This window comes from Streptomyces sp. NBC_01276 (assembly GCF_041435355.1).
Lineage (GTDB): Bacteria > Actinomycetota > Actinomycetes > Streptomycetales > Streptomycetaceae > Streptomyces.
The window spans coordinates 7646029-7661459 of record NZ_CP108442.1; the positions used below are offsets into that span (position 1 = coordinate 7646029).

Sequence of the window (15431 nt, forward strand, 5' to 3'; positions counted from 1 at the left end):
CGCGCCGGGCGTGGTCAGAACGCCGAGTGGGTGAACCAGAGGTCGAGCAGGGCGGCGTCCCCGGTGCTCTCCACGCCCGGCGCCGTGCGCGCGGTGCGGCCGTAGAGGACCAGCAGCAGATCGGCGGCCGGCGCGCTGACGGTCGCGTCGGTGGCTTCGGCCCCGGCGACGTCCTCCGCCCCGTCGGCGACGAGGCCGAAGCCGTCGGGCCGCAGGCGGACCAGCCACGAGCCGTCCGTGTCGGTGCACCGGAAGCGGATCGTCCGGCCCGTTCCGCGCAGCCGGGCCACCCCGGGCGCGAACGGGGTGGCGTAGGGCAGGTTGACGAGGAACTCGTCGACGCCGTCCCGCGCGAGCGGGGCGTCGACGGAGGACGCGAGCCCCAGGGCGCGCTCCGCGTCGACGCGGTGGACCAGGGTCTCGAACAGCATCCGGCGGATCCAGAACCGGGCGTGGCCGTCGGCTCCCCAGACCCACATGGGCGCGTCGGGGTCGGTCGCGGCGAACACCTCGGCCGCCTCGGCGGCGCCGGCGGCCAGCCAGTCGGCGTAGTCCTCCTCGCGCTCGGGAAGGCGCAGGTCCACGTCGCGGCTCGTCGGGCGTTCCTGCACCTTCTGGAGCAGCAGCGCGGAGAACCAGCGGTGCACGCCCCCGCAGTGCCGGACCAGGTCGGCGAGGGTCCAGCCCGGGCAGGTGGGTACGGGGGCCGTCAGGTCGGCGCCGCGGACCAGGTCCACGAACCGTGCGGTCTGCGCGGCGACGGCCGCCGCGTGATCGGGCTGCTCGGCTGTGCTCATCGGGTGGTGCCTTCCTGACCTGGGGGTTCGCCTCTTCCGGCACTCTTTCACAGGGCCCGGGAGGTGCGGGCACGGGGGGCGTCAGGGGTGTGGGGACGTCAGCAGGCCCGTTCGTACTCGACCTGGTCGAGGGGGTTGCCGTCGCCGAAGTCGTGGGGGCGCGAGGCGCCGGTCTCGGTGAAGCCGCACTTGACGTAGAAGCGGCGCGACTGCGGTGTGCCGCGCAGCGTCCACAGGTGCACCCGGGCGAATCCGTCCTCGCGCAGCCGGCTCAGGGTCGCGTCCATCAGGGCGGTGGCGATGCCGCTGCCCCAACCGTCGGGGTGGCCGTAGACGGAGAAGATCTCGGCGAGGCCGGCCCGGTCGGGGGAGGGGGCGAAGAAGCTCAGGGCCAGCGGGCGGCCGTCGAGCGCGGCGAGCAGGACCGTCTCGGAACCCCCGCCGACCCGCGCGTGCCAACGGTGTCGCCGCTCCTCCACCGCCCGTGCGGCGAAATCGGGGGCGAAGAAGGGCGCGTAGACGGCCTCCCAGGCCGCGGCGTGGATCTCACCGAGTACGGTCCCGTCGGGCGGGCCCGCGCGACGAATTTCGATCATGCGGAGAGCCTACAGGGCAACGGGCCGCGCACGCGGGGATGTTGAGGGCGCCGCCTCGCACTGCCTCGCCTCGCCCTGACGTCGCCGCACGCCGGGCTACGGCGCCTCGTGGAGCCGCGTCAGCAGGGCGATCAGCTGCCGCTGTTCGTCCGGGTCCAGCGGAGCCAGCAGCGCCGCGTTGGCGGTGCCGGCGAGCCGTGCGCAGCGGGCGAGGGTCGCCCCGCCCTCCGGGGTGACCGTGACGGCGTTCTTGCGGCGGTCGGCGGGGTCGGGGGTGCGCAGGACGAGTCCGCCCTGCTGGAGGTGGTTGAGGAGGCCCACCATGTCCTTCGGGTCGACCGCCAGGAGGCGGCACAGGTCGGCCTGGGCGACGGGTCCGTGTTCGGCGGTCGCGGCCAGGACCGCGTGGTGCATGAGGCCCAGCCCCTCGGCGGAGAGGGCGTCGGCGACCAGTCCGCGGCCGCGTGCCGCGACGCGGCCGACGAGCCAGGTCGGCAGGGACCGGATGTGCGCGAGGGGGGACGTCATGGAGCCAGCCTAGCGAAAGCCGTTGGACATCCCCACGATTTTCGGCTTATCGTTGGGGCATCCAATGAATCCGGATCGGGGAGGTCCTGTGCTGCGCATCCGTCACGAGGTCAACGGCGGCCCCGAGGTGCTGTTCGCCGAACACGTCGACCGGCCCGTCCCGGGCCCCGGTGAACTGCTGGTCCGGGCCGGGGCCGTCGGCGTGACGCTGCCCACCGTGCGCAAGGTCAGGGACGGCGACGGGCCCGTTTCCTTCGGCGGCGAGATCGCCGGAGAGGTCGTCGCCACCGGCCCGGGGGTGAGCGGCTTCGCCGTCGGGGACCGCGTCACCGGACTGTGCTTCACCGACGCCTACGCCGAGTTCGCGGTCCTGGGTGCCGCACTGGCCTCCCGCGTCCCCGACGGCGTCAGCGCGGTCCAGGCCGTCGCGCTGGTGCGCAGCGGCCTCGTGGCCCGCGGCGCCCACGCGGCCGCCCGCGTCGAGCCCGGCGAGTCGGTCCTCGTCACCGCCGCGGCCGGCGCGGTGGGCGGCCTCGCCGTCCAGTACGCCAGGGCCGCCGGGGCCGGGCGCGTCGTCGCCGCCGTCAGCAGCGCCGACAAGGCCGATTTCGTCCGCGGCCTGGGCGCGGACCGGGTCGTCCTGTACGAGGACGCCGACTGGGGAGCCCCGTACGACGTGGTCCTCGACGGCGTCGGCGGAGACCTGCTCGGCCCCGCCGTCCGCGCCCTCGCCACCGGCGGCCGCATCGTGGCGTACGGCTCGGGCGGCGGTACGGTCGAGGCCTACGAGCTGCTCGTCCGCGGCGCCTCGATGATCGGCTTCCAGATGCGGGCGATCGCCTTCGGCAAGCCCGAACTCTACGAGCGCTGGCAGCGCGAACTCTGGGAGCTGCACGCGGCGGGCACCCTGCGCCCCGCCGTCCACGAGGAGATCCCGCTCGCCGAGGCGGCCCGTGCCCACGCCGTCATCGAACAGCGCCGCAACCTCGGCAAGGTGGTCCTGGTCCCGTAGCGGACGGACGGGTCGCCCGGCGCGGCTCCCTCCGCGGCCCGGCCGGCTCGGCCGTCCGGGGGGACACGCCGCCGCCCCGGAGGCGGTGCGTGCCGCGCCTACGACGGCGTCCGCGGGCGGTGTGGAACGGTTCGAGCCGGTCACGCAGAGCAGCGATCGGAAGGACTTCCCATGTTCAGAACGGTGTTCATCGCCGGCGCGGCCGCGGCCCTCGCCGCCTCCGCCCTCACGCCGTCCGCGGGGGCCGCCACCGCCACCGCCCCGGCCCCCGCACCCTCCGACAAGATCACCATCGACGTGGTCCAGGTCAACGGCTCCGGCTGCCGGCCCGGCAGCGCCACCGTCGCGGTCTCCCCCGACAACACCGCCTTCACGGTGGCCTACAGCGAGTACACGGCGCAGGTCGGCAAGGACGCCAAGGCGACCGACTTCCGCAAGAACTGCCAGCTCGGCCTGAGCGTGAACGTTCCCCAGGGCTACACCTTCGCCATCACCCAGGCGGACTACCGGGGCTTCGCCAGCCTGGCGCCCGGTGCGAGCGGCGAGCAGAGGGCCAACTACTACTTCCAGGGCATGTCCGAGACCGCCCGCCGCAGCCACACCCTGCGCGGCCACTACCAGGACAACTGGCAGGCCACCGACCAGGTCGCGATCGAGGCCCTCGTCTACCACCCGTGCGGGGCGAAGCGGAACCTCAACATCAACACCGAGCTGATCGCGCAGGCCGGCACGTCCGACACGGCCAACACCACCAGCTTCCTGACGATGGACTCCACCGACGGCAGCATCAACACCAAGTACCACTTCACCTGGAAGGCCTGCCCGCAGCGCTGAGCCGCAGCCGCGGCCGATCGGGTGGCGGGGCGCAACAGGCACTGTCCGGCCGCGCGAGGGCGATGTCCGGCCACGTCTGCGCCGCGTCACGCCGGCTCCGCCGTCCCGCCCCACCCCGGGCTTACGATCTCGACGGACGGTCCCCTCCCGTGACCGCTCCCACCCCGCATCCGTGGAGGTCAACCGTGTTCCGGACGGCCGCAGGACACCGCAGTCAGCGCAGCAGTCTCCGTATCCGCGCCACGGCCGGCCTCGCCGCCGCGGCGGGCGTGTTCCTCGCCGCGGGCTGCTCCTCCGGCGGCAGCGGCCCGGGGGAGGCGGCCGGAGGCGTCCCGGTCGTGGAGAAGGGCAAACTGACCACCTGCACCCATCTGCCCTATCCGCCCTTCCAGTTCGAGCAGAACGGCAAGGTCGTCGGCTTCGACGTGGCCCTGATCGACCTCGTCGCCCGGAACCTGAAGGTCGAACAGAAGATCCTCGACACCCCGTTCGAAAACTTCAAGACCGGGGCCTTCCTGAACTCCGGCCAGTGCGACCTCGCCGCGGCCGGCATGACGATCACCGACGAACGCAAGAAGAACGTGGATTTCTCCGTCCCCTACTTCGACGCGACCCAGGCCCTCCTCGCGAGCAAGAAGAGCGGTGTCACCACGCTCGCCGAGCTCAAGGCCAAGGGCGGGAAACTGGGCGCGCAGGCGGAGACCACCGGGGAGAGCTACGCCAAGGCACAGGGGTTCAACCCGGTCTCCTTCGAGAGCTCGGACGCGGTGCTGAACGGACTGCGCACCGGCCAGGTCGACGCGGTCGTGATCGACTACCCCGTCGTCCAGGGCTGGCTCAAGGACAAGGCGAACGCCGCCGAGTTCGTCCTGGGCCAGAACATCGACACCGGAGAGAAGTACGGCTTCTCGGTGAAGAAGGGCAACGCCGCCCTCCTCGCCGCGATCGACAAGGCGATCACCACCGCCAAGGCCGACGGCACCTACAAGAAGCTCTACGAGCAGTGGATCGGCCCCCTGCCCCAGGCCACGTCGTGACCTCTCGGCTGACCCGGCGCCAACGGCGCCGGGTCTGGCAGTGGATCCAGTACGCGGTTTTCGTGGCCGTGCTGGTCCTGGTGGTCGTCCTCGCAGACTGGGGCCGGCTGGCGAACCAGTTCGCGCAGCCCGGCCTGGCCGCCCGGCTCTTCCCGGACATCATCACCGTCGCCCTGCGCAACACGGTGGTGTACACCTTCTCCGGATTCCTCTTCGGCCTCGTGCTCGGCCTGGTCGTGGCCATGATGAGGCTGTCCTCGGTGGGCCCCTACCGGTGGGTCGCCGGTGTCTACATCGAACTGTTCCGGGGCCTGCCCGCGCTGCTCATCTTCATCTTCGTGGGCGTGGCGGTGCCGCTCGCCTTCCCCGGCGCCGAGATCCCCGGAGGTATCTACGGCAAGGTCGCGCTCGGCCTCGGGCTGGTGGCGGCCGCGTACATGGCGGAAACGATTCGGGCCGGCATCCAGGCCGTGCCCAAGGGACAGATGGAGGCGGCCCGCTCGCTGGGCTTCTCGCACGCCCGCGCCATGGCCTCGGTGATCATCCCGCAGGCCTTCCGGATCGTGATCCCGCCGCTCACCAACGAACTGGTCCTGCTCTTCAAGGACTCCTCCCTGGTGCTCTTCCTCGGAGTGACACTGGAGCAGCGGGAACTGACGAAATTCGGCAGGGACCTCGCCAGCGAGACCGCCAACTCCACCCCGATCCTGGTCGCGGGTCTGTGCTACCTCCTGGTGACCGTGCCGCTGAGCTTCGTGGTGCGCCGCCTGGAAGCCCGTGCCGACAAGGCCACGTGAGGAAGACATGCCACAGCAGACACCACCGGCGGACGCGGCGCCGGCGGACCGCCCGGAGATCGAGATCCGTGACCTGCACAAGTCCTTCGGCGACAACCACGTCCTGCGCGGCATCGACCTGGACGTCGCCCCCGGCGAGGTCGTCTGCGTCATCGGGCCATCCGGCTCCGGCAAGTCGACGCTGCTGCGCTGCGTGAACCTGCTGGAGGAACCGAGCCGGGGCACCGTCCACGTCGGCGGTACCGAACTCACCGACCCCGACGTCGACATCGACGCCGTCCGCCGCCGCATCGGGATGGTCTTCCAGCAGTTCAACCTCTTCCCGCACGTGAACGTCACCGGCAACCTCACGCTGCCGCAGCGGCGGGTGCTGGGCCGGGACAAGGTCCGGGCCGCCGAGGTCGCCCGGGAGAACCTGGAACGGGTCGGTCTCGCGGACAAGGCGGGCGCCTTCCCGGCCCAGCTGTCCGGCGGACAGCAGCAGCGCGTGGCGATCGCCCGGGCCCTGTCGATGGGGCCGGAGGTGATGCTCTTCGACGAGCCGACCTCGGCGCTCGACCCCGAACTCGTCGGCGAGGTCCTCTCGGTGATGCGGCTGCTCGCCGGCGAGGGCATGACCATGATGGTCGTCACCCACGAGATGAGCTTCGCCCGGGAGGTCGCGGACCGCGTCGTGTTCATGGACGGGGGAGTGATCGTCGAGCAGGGGCCGGCGGCGCAGGTGATCACGCGCCCGGCACACGAGCGGACCAGGAACTTCCTCGACCGGATCCTGGACCCCGCGGCGGCCGAGCCGCCCGTCGGCGACGGCGAGGGTGACGGAGAAGCCACCGCCACGTAGCGGGCGACGACCCCGGTCCGCTCCGGCCGCCCGCGGCACGAGGGTCTTGTCGTGGTGTGACGAGATGCCGTTGGGTGCGTTCGGGTGGGGCGGAGCGCGGTGCGCAACCGGGAGCACAGAGTGATGAGTCCTCGCGTTCGGTCATGACATTGGAGGTCCGATGGACACGCAGCCCACGTACGCACTGTCGTCGCGGACGCCGCGATGGGCGCTCGACCCCTACCGGTTCCCCGGGCTGGTGGGCCTCGATGTGGACGAGGCCCACCCCGACGCCGTCGCCCCGACGTCCGGGATCCACGAGCCGTGGATCACGGCGGGCACCCGGCGCGGCCGGTGGACCGTGGCCACCGTCGCCAGGGCCGGATCCCCGGCGTCGGCCTCGCCGGGGAGCTGACCGGCGTCGAACGGCCGCACCGGCCGTCGCGGCCCACGGACGGGCCTTCGACGAGGATCCTCCCGCGGGCGTCCTCGTAGGCGTTGGCGAGGTGCAAGGCGAAACCCCGGCCGATCCCGAACCAGCGCACCTGCCCGTCGGCCGAGGCCAACGTGGTGGATCAGGTAGGTGCGGTCACGCGCGCTCGGCCCGCTCCTTCAGCCGGGCGAGCCACTGCACGAGGGAGTCGCGGAGCGCCTGCCGCAGCAGCTCCGGCGAGGCCTCCACGGGCGCCCCGGACCAGGACTCCTCGGTGCGGACCGTGACGGCGCCGTCCGCCTCCTCGAAGGTCCACACGTGTACGCCGTCGATCCCCTGGGCCGGGCCGCCCCAGACGATGCGCGCGCCGGGGACCAACTGCAGGACGGTGGAGGTGATGTCGAGGCCGTGGGTGAGCCACCGGAAGGTGGCGCCGGGGGTGAGGGGGCCGTCCAGCGCGGCCCGGGTGACGTCCGGGTTCCAGTCGGGCCAGGCGTCGATGTCGGTGTGCAGGCGCCAGACGGTGTCGAGGGGGGCGTTGACGCTGGCGGACAGCCGTACGACGGCCGGCGCGCTCTCGTCGATCGTGACGCGGGGGGTGGGCTCGGGCCGCTGGATGCGTTCGGTGCTCATGACGGGTGACGCTCCTTCTCTATATGTGTGGTTAACCACTCACTCTTTGCCCCGCAGGGACGGCGACCCGACCTCTGGTGGGCCGCCGTCCTGGGGGAGCCGGCTGTCAGTAGTGCCGGATGCCGGCGGTCAGGGTGCGCGTCCAGGGCGCGTCGACCGCCCCGGCGTCCATCGACACCACCAGGTGGCAGAGCATCCCGACGGCGAAGAACTCCTGGATCTGACGGTCGTCGCCGCCGGAAGCCCCGCGTACGTACTCGACCGTACGGGCGTAACCGGCCCGCACGGCCTCGCGGACGGCGGGCTCGGAGACCGCGGCGGCCTGGGCGTGCAGCTGGACCAGCATCAGATCCTTGTCGCTGATCAGATGGGCGTACGCGTCGCCCATCGCGGAGAGCACGGCCTCCGGCGAGCTGCCGCGCGCACCGGCCGCGCCGGCCTCCAGGCTGGCCCGCACCCGTACGAAGCAGTGGTCCACGACCGCCACGAACAGGGCTTCCTTGTTGGGGAAGAGCCGGTAGACGTACGCCTGCGAGATCCCGGCGGCCTTGGCGACCTCCGTGGTCGTGGTGCCGAAGTACCCCCGCGCGGCGAACGCTCCGATGGCGGTGCGCAGCACCGTCTCGCGGCGTTCCTCCGCGGTGGACAGCTGGCGTTGGCGTTCCGATTGCATGTGAGTACTCAATCACTCACACTTTTTGGGTGTCAACCCCTCGGGTCACCTGATGGCCGGCGCTTCCCGCGCGTGGACGGCCACAAGGAGCAGCTCCGCTGATCGAGTGATTAGATCGATACGACCGGGTATGCGGCACGTGCGGAGATTCTTCCCGTGGTCCGTCCCCGCGCATCCAGCGTGTGCCACGACGGGCGCCGAGCCTCCGCACGAGCGACCGCCCGCCGGGCCCCGCGGCTGGCGGCGGCACCGACGGGCCGATGTGACAGCCGGTCTCCGCCGGCAAGGAAGCAGGCTCACATGGTTGATCGTCTCAAGGCATCGGGGCTGGTGGGCGAAGTGTCCGCCGAATTCGCCGGCACGATGGTCCTCATCCTCTTCGGCTGCGGCGTCGTGGCCCAAGTGGTCGCGGGCGGCGGACTCACCGACCCGCCCGGCGGCCTCGGAAACCACGACAGCATCGCGTGGGCCTGGGGCCTGGCCGTCACCCTGGGCGTGTACGTCGCGGGGCGCATGAGTGGTGCCCACCTCAATCCGGCGGTCACCGTCGCGCTGGCTGCCTTCAAGGGTTTCCCGTGGAAGAAGGTGGCACCCTACGTGCTGGCGCAGTTCGCCGGCGCGTTCGTGGCCGCCCTCATCGTGCGGTGGAACTACACCGAGGCGCTGGCCAAGTACGACCCCACCCACACCATCAAGTCGCAGGGCGTCTTCTCCACGCTCCCGGCGAACGGCAACCCGAACCTGCCGGTCACCGAATGGGGCGCGCTACGGGACCAGATCATCGGTACGGCGCTCCTGCTGCTGCTCATCCTCGCGGTCACGGACCTGCTCAACAACCCGCCCGGTGCCAACCTGGCGCCGTTCATCGTGGGACTGATCGTCGTCGCGATCGGGATGGCCTGGGGCACGAACGCGGGGTACGCGATCAACCCGGCCCGTGACTTCGGTCCGCGGCTCGCCAGTTTCCTCACCGGTTACGGAGGGGCCTGGCGAGATCAGTACGGGAACTTCTACTTCTGGGTGCCCATCGTCGGCCCGCTGGTCGGAGGCCTGATCGGAGCGGCTCTGTACAGGTTCTTCATCGGCCAGTTCCTGCCGACCGCCGAGGCCGAGCCCGAGGGCGTCGTTCCGATCACCGAAGAACCCTGACCCTCAGCCCGACGTCATCCCCCGCCCGGGGCGGCGAAACCGCCCCGCCGCGGGACGGGCTCTCCCCCCAAGAGAGGCGGCACCACCATGGCGGACTTCGTCGGCGCGGTGGACCAAGGCACCACGAGCACCCGGTTCATGATCTTCGATCATGCGGGCAACGAGGTCGCGAAGCACCAGCTGGAGCACGCACAGATCCTTCCCAGGTCGGGATGGGTCGAGCACGACCCGGTGGAGATATGGGAGCGCACCAACTCGGTGATCCAGAACGCGCTCCGGCACGGAAACCTCTCCCCGGCCGACCTGGCGGCCATCGGCATCACCAACCAGCGCGAGACGACCGTCGTCTGGGACCCGCGCAACGGCCGCCCGTACTACAACGCCATCGTCTGGCAGGACACCCGCACCGACTCGATCGCGGCCGCGCTCGACCGCTCGGGCCAGGGCGACGTCATCCGCCGCAAGGCCGGGCTGCCACCGGCCACCTACTTCTCCGGCGGGAAGATCCAGTGGATCCTGGAGAACGTGGAGGGCGTCCGCGAAGCCGCCGAGCAGGGACACGCGCTCTTCGGCAACACCGACTGCTGGGTCCTGTGGAACCTCACCGGGGGCCCCGACGGAGGCATCCACGCCACCGACGTCACCAACGCCAGCCGGACCATGCTGATGGACCTGGAGAGCCTGGACTGGGACGACGAACTCCTCGGCTTCTTCGGGATCCCGCGCGCGATGCTCCCCGCCATCCACTCCTCCTCGCACCCCACCGCCTTCGGCGTCACACGCAGCTCCCGCCCCCTGCGGGCGGCGATCCCGATCACGGGCGTGCTCGGCGACCAGCAGGCGGCCACCGTCGGGCAGGTCTGCTACGCGCCCGGCGAGGCCAAGAACACCTACGGCACCGGCAACTTCCTCGTGCTCAACACGGGCAACGAGTTGGTCCATTCCGAGCACGGCCTGCTCACCACCGTGGCCTACCGCTTCGGCGACGAGCCCGCGGTGTACGCCCTGGAGGGCTCCATCGCCGTCACCGGCTCGGCCGTGCAGTGGCTGCGCGACCAGATGAAGATCATCACCGATGCCGCGGAGAGCGAGCGCCTGGCCCTTACGGTCGAGGACAACGGCGGCATGTACTTCGTGCCGGCCTTCTCGGGCCTGTTCGCGCCCTACTGGCGCTCCGACGCCCGCGGCGCCATCGTCGGCCTCGCCCGCTACAACGACAGCGGACACCTGGCGCGCGCCACCCTGGAAGCCATCTGCTACCAGAGCCGCGACGTCGTGGAGGCCATGGAACAGGACTCCGGGGTACACCTGGACGTACTCAAGGTCGACGGCGGAGTCACGGCCAACGACCTGTGCATGCAGATCCAGGCGGACATCCTCGGGGTACCCGTCAGCCGCCCCGTCGTCGCCGAGACCACGGCCCTCGGCGCCGCGTACGCGGCCGGACTGGCCACCGGGTTCTGGCAGGACACGGACGAGCTCCGCACGCACTGGCAGGAGTCCAAGCGGTGGGAGCCCCAGTGGTCCGAGGACAAGCGGGCCGAAGGCTACGAGGGCTGGAAGAAGGCGGTCGCGCGGACCCTGGACTGGGCGACCGTCGAATAGCCGCGGGGAAGCGGGCACGACCGGAAACCTCCGCCCGTGCCCGCGGTCCCGTCCACCGGTCCTTCTCCGGGCCGTCCTCCTCCGGGCCGTCCTTCTCCGGGCCGTCCTTCTGCGGGCCGTCCTCCTCCGTCCGGACCGTCCGCCCCGGCGCTCCGGACGTCACCCCCGTCCGCCGGCCTCCGGCACCCGTGCCCCACGGCCGCCCTCGCGGGACCCGCGCCCGTACGACGCCGCCAGGTGGCGGGCGAGGGAGAGGGCGGCGAGGAGGGCCACGAGCCCGCACACGCCCGGCCAGCCGGCCCGGTCGTAGACCCGCACGCCGGCCCACGAGCCGACGCTGCCGCCCAGGTAGGCGCAGGTCATGTAGGCGGTGTTGAGCCTGCTGCGGGCGTCGGGACGCAGGGCGAAGACCCGGGCCTGGTTGGCGACCGTGCCGCACTGCATCGCGACGTCCAGCAGCAGCGTGCCCACGACCAGCGCGACCGCCCCCGCCGTCCCGCCCAGGGCGCCCGCCACGAGGACCGCGGCCGCGACGATGACCCCGAGCAGGCACACCAGGTTCACGGGATCGGAGCCCCCGCGGTCCACCAGACGCCCGGCGAGCGGAGTGCAGGCCATGGTCACCGCCCCGACCAGGGCGAGCATGCCCACCGCCTCCCCGCCCAGACGGTAGGCGGGACCGGCGAGGAGCAGGGCCACACAGGTCCAGACGGCCGAGAAACCACCGAAGACGGTCGCCTGGTAGAGGCAGGAACGGCGCAGTTCGGGCTCGGTGCGCAACAGGCGCAGGCACTCCGCCAGCAGCACCCGGTACGGCCGGGGCGGCGGCGGGGCCGTGACCGGCAGGGCGCGGACGAGGACGAGGGCGAGCAGCAGCACCACGACCGCCGCTGCCAGGTAGGGGGCACGCCAGCCCAGCCGCTCGCCGAGCGTGCCGCTGAACGTACGGGCCAGCAGCATCCCGCCGATCGACCCGCTCAGCAGGGTGCCCATCACGGCCCCGCGGCGGTCGGGGGCCACCATCCCCGCCGCCAGCGGGGCGATCAGCTGGGCGGCCACCGTGGTGACGCCGACGCAGGCGGCCGCCGCGACCAGGGCCGGCAGGGCGGGGGCGCACCCCGCGGCGAGGAGGCCGAGCCCGGAGAGGAGGAGCAGGGTGACGATGAAGGGCCGGTACGGGATCCGGTCGCCGAGCGGTACCAGCAGGAGGATCCCGGTCGTGTAGCCGATCTGCGTGGCGGTCACCACCAGCGCCGAGGCATCGGGCGTCGTGCCGAGCCCGGCGGCGACGAGCGGGGTGATCGCCTGAGGGAAGTAGACGTTGCCCACGCCGACGGCGCAGGTCAGGGCCAGGAGCAGCACCGTGCGGGGACCCAGGGTGGTCCCGTCACCCATGGGCCGCCGCACGGCGGTCCCCCCGGTGACGATCGCCGGTTCCCGCGTGGGAGTCGGAGGTGTCATGCGGGGAAGTCCACGGCACGGGGCGCTGCGCGCCAATCGATGTAGCGTATGGCTTGATGATCAGCTACGAACTGGGCGTCGAGGACCTGGCGGACACGCGGTTCGCGATCTCGCCCCTGCACGAGACCGTGCTCAGCCTCCGGGTGCTGCGCGACCCGGGACTGTCCGCGCTGCACCTGCCGTGGCGCCGGACCGTCCTCGGCCGGCTCGGCGGGCTCGACACCGGCCTGCTGATGTCCGTGGTCGCGTCGCGGCGCACACTGCCCGACTTCCTCACGCCGCGTCCCGCGTGCTTCGAGCCGGCCTTCGAGGACGAACTGGCCGTCGTGGGCCGGACCGGCCCCGCCACGGTCCGGCGCGACCTGCTGGCCACGCACGCCCCGGACCCGCTCCCCGACGAACTGCGCGCCGCCCGCGCCGCCGACGACGCATCCGTCCTCGCGCTCCGCGACGCCCTGTGCGACCTGCTGCGGCGGTACTGGCAGGTCGCCGTCGAGCCGGTGTGGCCGCGGATGCGGCTGCTGCTGGAGGCCGACATGACGTACCGCGCGCGGCAACTGGCCGTGGGGGGCGCCCGCCTGCTGTTCGCCGACATGCACCCGAACCTGCGCTGGCACGACGGCGTGCTGCACATCGGTCAGATGGTCAGCCGGTATCACGCCCGCGCCTCCGGGCGGGGGCTGCTGCTCGTACCGTCCGTGTTCGCGAACAAACCCGCACCACCGGTCGGCGCGGACGAGGCGCCCATGATGTCGTACCCGAGCCGCGGGCTGGCGACCCTGTGGGCCCCGGAGCCCCTCCCCGACCCCTCCGCCCTCGTGTCCCTGCTCGGCGCGTCCCGGACCCGGCTGCTGGGGCTGCTCGACGCGCCGCTCCCCACGGTCGAGATCGCCCGCCGCACCGGGGTCACCCCGAGCGCGGTGTCGCAGCACTTGCGGGTGCTGTACGCGACCGGACTCGTGACCCGGGCGCGCGACGGACGGCACGTCCTGTACCGCCGCAGCCCCCTGGGCGATCAGCTGACCGGCGGCGGCTGAACCCCGGGGTGCCCGCCCTCCGGCGTGTCAGCGGCCGTGGGCGGGCAGCAGGGCGAGGGCCTGGCGGAGGTTGTACTCGGCTATGCCCCGCATGGCCTCGCGGTCCGGGAAGTCGCCGTCGAGGAGCCGCAGCGGTCCGGCGACGAGGGACAGGCGCATCGCCAACGCGTAGAAGTCCAGCCTCCGTTCGTCGAGCCCGGAGCCGTTCAGGCGCCGGTAGTGCTCGGCGAACCGGATGCGCAGGAACGCGTGCTCCCACTCGACGTCGAAGAACATCAGGCCCTCGATGTCGATGAGGACCGGCTGCCCGTCCCCGTCCACCAGGACGTGGTCCGGTCCGAGCTCCCCGTGGACGAGACCGTACTGCGCGCGCGGGGGCACGGCGGCCGCCAGCCGGCGCACCTCGTCCTCCAGACGGGCACCCGCGCGGGCGATCCGGGCGTCGCGCGAGGCGGCTTCGGCGAGGTCGGCGAGCGCCCGGCCGAGGACGACCTCCTCGCACGAACGGCCGTGGGCGGTACCGCCGTCGTCGAGCAGCGCGACCTTTCCGAAGCCGGGACCCGAGTGGCGTCGCAGCACGTCGAGCACCCCGGCGAGCCGGGCGAGGGCCGTCTCCGCGCGGCGCGGATCGCCGTCGAGCAGCGCTTCGAGGTTCTCGCCGGGTACGTCCTCGACCACGGCGATGTCGGCCGGGCACCACCGCCCGCTCCGGTCGGCCAGATGCACGCGGGGCGTACGGACCCCGAGGGCCTCCAGACGCCTGTGGGCCGCCTCGAACAGCTCGATGCCGGAGGCGGGCGCAAGGGGGTCCGCCAGGCGGTCGGCGGCCCCGCCGTGCGCGGTGGGCCAGTAGTTCTCGCCTTCGTCCCAGACGTAGACGACGGCGGTGGAGCCGTCGTCGAATCCCAGCCGGTACACGCCCTTCTTGCTGCCGCCCCGAAGCCGCGACACCCGGTCGAGCCGCTGCCCGCCTCCCAGGGCCGCACGCGCGGCCTCCGCCAGATGCTCACGCCGGACGACCCCGCGCATCACGTCCATGACGTACCTCTCCTCCCCGCGTGCCGTCAGGCCAGAGGTTCGGCCGCGAGCCGGACGACCACGGCGGGGCCCGCCCGGAACACCGGGCTCGCCGCATCGGCTTCGACCATGTGCGCGGTGGCGTCGTGGGCGGCGAGCGCCTCCTGGGAGGACCACCGCTCGATGAGGACGAAGCGGTCCGGCTCCCCGCTCACCTGGTGCATGTCGTACCGCAGGCACCCCTCCTCGGCGCGGACGACCGGCGCGAGGCGCTCGAACGCGGCGATCTGCTCGGGCCCGCGTCCCGGAAGGGTGGTGATGTGTATGAGGAGTTGCACCGGTTCCGACATGTGCTGCAGCGTACCCGCCGGGTGATCGACGACGGCCGTCGGCACGGTGGTGCGCCCGCGGCAGGCGAAACGGCGGCGTAACAGGGGCCGTCTACCGTCCTCGGGATGAACATGACGGCGCACACGCACCCGGCCGGCGCGACGACGAGGATCCGGCCCGGCACCGAGGACGACCTCGCCGGACTTACCCGGATCTACAACCACTACGTCACCGCCACGCCGGTCACCTTCGACACCGAGCCGTTCACCCCGGAACGGCGCCGGCCGTGGCTGCTGGACCATCCCGCCTCCGGCCCGCACCGGCTCCTGGTGGCCGAGGAGGGCGGGAAGCCGCTCGGCTACGCCACCAGCGGCCCGTTCCGCCCGAAGCGGGCCTACGCGACCTCCGTGGAGACCAGCGTGTACCTCGCGCCCGAATGCACGGGACGCGGCATCGGCAGCCTGCTCTACGCGTCGCTCTTCGAGGTGCTGGAGCAGGAGGACGTCCATGTGGCGCTGGCCGGCGTCACCCTGCCGAACGCGGCGTCCCAGCGGCTCCACGAGCGGTTCGGCTTCCGCCCGGTCGGCGTCTTCGAGGAGGTCGGCCGGAAGTTCGACAGGTTCTGGGACGTGGCCTGGTACCGGAAGCCGCTGCGTCCCGGCCCCTCGTGAT

18 protein-coding genes are annotated in these 15431 nt (G+C 72.4%); 10 read left to right on the forward strand and 8 right to left on the reverse strand.

Annotated features, from left to right (window positions below; all coding sequences use genetic code 11):
* Positions 1-14 precede the first annotated feature (14 nt).
* The 3 genes from OG295_RS34295 to OG295_RS34305 all read right to left on the reverse strand — a co-directional run bounded on the left by OG295_RS34295 (position 15) and on the right by OG295_RS34305 (position 1921).
* Positions 15-797: a maleylpyruvate isomerase family mycothiol-dependent enzyme gene (locus OG295_RS34295; RefSeq protein WP_371680535.1), complete on the reverse strand. Its 783-nt coding sequence runs from the start codon at positions 795-797 to the stop codon at positions 15-17.
* Positions 798-895: 98 nt separating this feature from the next.
* The gene (locus tag OG295_RS34300; protein ID WP_371680536.1) at positions 896-1393 is read right to left on the reverse strand and encodes an N-acetyltransferase family protein; all 498 of its coding nucleotides are present in this window, start codon (positions 1391-1393) and stop codon (positions 896-898) included.
* Positions 1394-1489: 96 nt separating this feature from the next.
* A complete protein-coding gene (locus OG295_RS34305) occupies positions 1490-1921 on the reverse strand; it encodes a MarR family winged helix-turn-helix transcriptional regulator (RefSeq protein ID WP_371680537.1) in 432 nt (143 codons plus the stop codon).
* 88 nt (positions 1922-2009) lie between these two features.
* On the opposite strand from OG295_RS34305, the gene OG295_RS34310 reads away from it, so the two are divergent.
* The 6 genes from OG295_RS34310 to OG295_RS34335 all read left to right on the forward strand — a co-directional run bounded on the left by OG295_RS34310 (position 2010) and on the right by OG295_RS34335 (position 6836).
* Positions 2010-2933: a zinc-binding alcohol dehydrogenase family protein gene (locus tag OG295_RS34310; protein WP_371680538.1), complete on the forward strand. Its 924-nt coding sequence runs from the start codon at positions 2010-2012 to the stop codon at positions 2931-2933.
* A gap of 171 nt (positions 2934-3104) precedes the next feature.
* Positions 3105-3767, forward strand: coding sequence for a DUF4360 domain-containing protein (locus OG295_RS34315; RefSeq protein WP_371680539.1), 663 nt, complete (start codon positions 3105-3107; stop codon positions 3765-3767).
* Between the two features lie 233 nt (positions 3768-4000).
* Positions 4001-4804 carry an ABC transporter substrate-binding protein gene (locus OG295_RS34320; RefSeq protein WP_371681391.1) on the forward strand — a complete coding sequence of 268 codons (804 nt, stop codon included), beginning with the start codon at positions 4001-4003 and terminating at the stop codon, positions 4802-4804.
* The gene (locus OG295_RS34325; RefSeq protein WP_371680540.1) at positions 4801-5601 is read left to right on the forward strand and encodes an amino acid ABC transporter permease; all 801 of its coding nucleotides are present in this window, start codon (positions 4801-4803) and stop codon (positions 5599-5601) included. The genes OG295_RS34320 and OG295_RS34325 overlap by 4 nt, the downstream gene beginning before the upstream one ends.
* Positions 5602-5608: 7 nt before the next feature.
* The gene (locus tag OG295_RS34330) at positions 5609-6442 is read left to right on the forward strand and encodes an amino acid ABC transporter ATP-binding protein (RefSeq protein WP_371680541.1); all 834 of its coding nucleotides are present in this window, start codon (positions 5609-5611) and stop codon (positions 6440-6442) included.
* Positions 6443-6602: 160 nt separating this feature from the next.
* Positions 6603-6836 carry a hypothetical protein gene (locus tag OG295_RS34335; protein ID WP_371680542.1) on the forward strand — a complete coding sequence of 78 codons (234 nt, stop codon included), beginning with the start codon at positions 6603-6605 and terminating at the stop codon, positions 6834-6836.
* 174 nt (positions 6837-7010) lie between these two features.
* On the opposite strand, the gene OG295_RS34340 is transcribed toward OG295_RS34335, so the two are convergent.
* Positions 7011-7487, reverse strand: coding sequence for an SRPBCC family protein (locus OG295_RS34340; RefSeq protein WP_371680543.1), 477 nt, complete (start codon positions 7485-7487; stop codon positions 7011-7013).
* A gap of 106 nt (positions 7488-7593) precedes the next feature.
* The gene (locus tag OG295_RS34345) at positions 7594-8160 is read right to left on the reverse strand and encodes a TetR/AcrR family transcriptional regulator (RefSeq protein ID WP_371680544.1); all 567 of its coding nucleotides are present in this window, start codon (positions 8158-8160) and stop codon (positions 7594-7596) included.
* A gap of 300 nt (positions 8161-8460) precedes the next feature.
* Between OG295_RS34345 and OG295_RS34350 the strand changes: the two genes are divergently transcribed.
* A complete protein-coding gene (locus tag OG295_RS34350; protein WP_371680545.1) occupies positions 8461-9309 on the forward strand; it encodes an MIP/aquaporin family protein in 849 nt (282 codons plus the stop codon).
* A gap of 87 nt (positions 9310-9396) precedes the next feature.
* Positions 9397-10914: a glycerol kinase GlpK gene (gene glpK, locus OG295_RS34355; protein WP_371680546.1), complete on the forward strand. Its 1518-nt coding sequence runs from the start codon at positions 9397-9399 to the stop codon at positions 10912-10914.
* A 159-nt stretch (positions 10915-11073) separates the two neighbouring features.
* On the opposite strand, the gene OG295_RS34360 is transcribed toward glpK, so the two are convergent.
* Positions 11074-12309: an MFS transporter gene (locus OG295_RS34360; RefSeq protein WP_371681392.1), complete on the reverse strand. Its 1236-nt coding sequence runs from the start codon at positions 12307-12309 to the stop codon at positions 11074-11076.
* Between the two features lie 122 nt (positions 12310-12431).
* Here OG295_RS34360 and OG295_RS34365 point away from each other — a divergent pair, with 122 nt between their 5' ends.
* On the forward strand, positions 12432-13412 hold the full coding sequence (locus OG295_RS34365; RefSeq protein ID WP_371680547.1) for an ArsR/SmtB family transcription factor: 981 nt from the start codon (positions 12432-12434) through the stop codon (positions 13410-13412).
* A gap of 27 nt (positions 13413-13439) precedes the next feature.
* Here OG295_RS34365 and OG295_RS34370 read toward each other — a convergent pair whose 3' ends face one another.
* Positions 13440-14441: a phosphotransferase family protein gene (locus OG295_RS34370; RefSeq protein WP_371681393.1), complete on the reverse strand. Its 1002-nt coding sequence runs from the start codon at positions 14439-14441 to the stop codon at positions 13440-13442.
* A 35-nt stretch (positions 14442-14476) separates the two neighbouring features.
* The gene (locus OG295_RS34375; protein WP_371680548.1) at positions 14477-14779 is read right to left on the reverse strand and encodes a putative quinol monooxygenase; all 303 of its coding nucleotides are present in this window, start codon (positions 14777-14779) and stop codon (positions 14477-14479) included.
* A gap of 111 nt (positions 14780-14890) precedes the next feature.
* Here OG295_RS34375 and OG295_RS34380 point away from each other — a divergent pair, with 111 nt between their 5' ends.
* Positions 14891-15430, forward strand: coding sequence for an N-acetyltransferase family protein (locus OG295_RS34380; protein WP_371681394.1), 540 nt, complete (start codon positions 14891-14893; stop codon positions 15428-15430).
* Position 15431: the final 1 nt, after the last annotated feature.

Bases quoted from the DNA above. Each gene is read 5' to 3' on its own strand.
- OG295_RS34300 (WP_371680536.1), bottom strand. From the start codon at position 1,393: ATGATCGAAATTCGTCGCGCGGGCCCGCCCGACGGGACCGTACTCGGT.
- OG295_RS34340 (WP_371680543.1), bottom strand. From the start codon at position 7,487: ATGAGCACCGAACGCATCCAGCGGCCCGAGCCCACCCCCCGCGTCACG.
- OG295_RS34370 (WP_371681393.1), bottom strand. From the start codon at position 14,441: ATGCGCGGGGTCGTCCGGCGTGAGCATCTGGCGGAGGCCGCGCGTGCG.
- OG295_RS34350 (WP_371680545.1), top strand. From the start codon at position 8,461: ATGGTTGATCGTCTCAAGGCATCGGGGCTGGTGGGCGAAGTGTCCGCC.
- OG295_RS34330 (WP_371680541.1), top strand. From the start codon at position 5,609: ATGCCACAGCAGACACCACCGGCGGACGCGGCGCCGGCGGACCGCCCG.
- OG295_RS34345 (WP_371680544.1), bottom strand. From the start codon at position 8,160: ATGCAATCGGAACGCCAACGCCAGCTGTCCACCGCGGAGGAACGCCGC.
- OG295_RS34375 (WP_371680548.1), bottom strand. From the start codon at position 14,779: ATGTCGGAACCGGTGCAACTCCTCATACACATCACCACCCTTCCGGGA.
- glpK (WP_371680546.1), top strand. From the start codon at position 9,397: ATGGCGGACTTCGTCGGCGCGGTGGACCAAGGCACCACGAGCACCCGG.
- OG295_RS34305 (WP_371680537.1), bottom strand. From the start codon at position 1,921: ATGACGTCCCCCCTCGCGCACATCCGGTCCCTGCCGACCTGGCTCGTC.
- OG295_RS34380 (WP_371681394.1), top strand. From the start codon at position 14,891: ATGACGGCGCACACGCACCCGGCCGGCGCGACGACGAGGATCCGGCCC.
- OG295_RS34335 (WP_371680542.1), top strand. From the start codon at position 6,603: ATGGACACGCAGCCCACGTACGCACTGTCGTCGCGGACGCCGCGATGG.
- OG295_RS34365 (WP_371680547.1), top strand. From the start codon at position 12,432: ATGATCAGCTACGAACTGGGCGTCGAGGACCTGGCGGACACGCGGTTC.
- OG295_RS34315 (WP_371680539.1), top strand. From the start codon at position 3,105: ATGTTCAGAACGGTGTTCATCGCCGGCGCGGCCGCGGCCCTCGCCGCC.
- OG295_RS34360 (WP_371681392.1), bottom strand. From the start codon at position 12,309: ATGGGTGACGGGACCACCCTGGGTCCCCGCACGGTGCTGCTCCTGGCC.
- OG295_RS34295 (WP_371680535.1), bottom strand. From the start codon at position 797: ATGAGCACAGCCGAGCAGCCCGATCACGCGGCGGCCGTCGCCGCGCAG.